This is a genomic window from Pseudomonas meliae (genome assembly GCF_001400515.1).
GTDB classification, from domain to species: Bacteria; Pseudomonadota; Gammaproteobacteria; order Pseudomonadales; family Pseudomonadaceae; genus Aquipseudomonas; species Aquipseudomonas amygdali.
The window spans coordinates 1-1,011 of record NZ_LJQT01000498.1 but is presented as its reverse complement, the minus strand read 5'-3'; the positions used below and the strand labels follow the sequence as shown (position 1 = coordinate 1,011).

The window sequence follows — 1,011 nt, the reverse complement described above, 5'->3', positions numbered from 1 at the left end:
TTTTTCAGACCTTCCCTAATGCTATAGGGCATTTGTTCATGTAACAAGACTATACGTGGTCATCACAAAGCATAGAGTTCCGCAGAAAATTTCTGTCCGGGGAATGGAAGGTTCAGCGCTTTCCAGTCGTTACGTTTGATGCACTTGATAGCGTAGGTCTTCGATTGTTCCCTTCGGAGGTGTTCCGCAGCCGCTTCGCGCTCCTCCTCAACGATCCGAGCTTCGTCGCTTGAGCCTGCTCAGGTCCGCCAGTTTGGGAACGTCACTGAGAATAAGTCGGCATCTTGCGCCGTAGGGAACTGCGTAGCGCATCTTGCAGCGCGCTTGCAGCATAGCAAGCTCTTCCACAAGCCAGTACGCGTTGTTGGCAACGATCTTCGCCATCTGATGAAAACCAAGTGAGCCATAGCTACGGACCTGCACCCATAGTAAGCGCGCTTGTAAGGCTTGTTCAAAGGCTGGGTTCATTTATAAATCCTTCGTGCTGGCCAGCCAGTCGATTGCGGAAAGCAGCACGTTACCGTCAGGTGCTCCCTGCAGCTTGATCGATCGTCCAGAGACTTTATCCTTGATGACCAGCGTCGGTGTGGCAGTGATGCCGTCCAGGTCGGCCTTGTGCGCCTGGCTAACAACGGTCTGTCGGACAGCCGGGTTGCTCGACGCGCAGTTATCGATGAAGTGCTGTCGATCCTCAAGCCCCGGGATCTGCGGATTGCCAGCAGTTCCAGCACCGTTCGACCGAGTGCGCTGATAAATGAGTTCGACGGCGAGCCAGAAAGCGTCATTGCCGCGCTCAATCCCCGCGCACTCAGCCCACCGAGCTTCATAGCTCGCGGTCGGCTCGTGCATGGGAAGAGGGAGGTGGTGCCACTGCAGGTTCACGTCTGGATGCTGATCAACCCATGCTTTGAGCTGTGGGAAATAATCCTTGCAGTACGGGCATTCCAGATCTGCATACTCGACGATGGTGAATCTGGCACTGCTGCTCCCGTAAACTGAACCGCCCCGGGT

At 55.2% G+C, this 1,011-nt stretch carries 2 protein-coding genes; both read right to left on the bottom strand.

Annotation, left to right across the window (positions count from 1 at the left end):
• Window positions 1-207: 207 nt before the first annotated feature.
• Entirely contained in the window at window positions 208-468 is a 261-nt protein-coding gene (locus tag ALO64_RS23175; protein ID WP_019742064.1) for a hypothetical protein, read from the bottom strand.
• The coding region (locus tag ALO64_RS23170) for a DsbA family protein (RefSeq protein WP_054991813.1) at window positions 469-1,011 on the bottom strand (543 nt) is incomplete at its 5' end.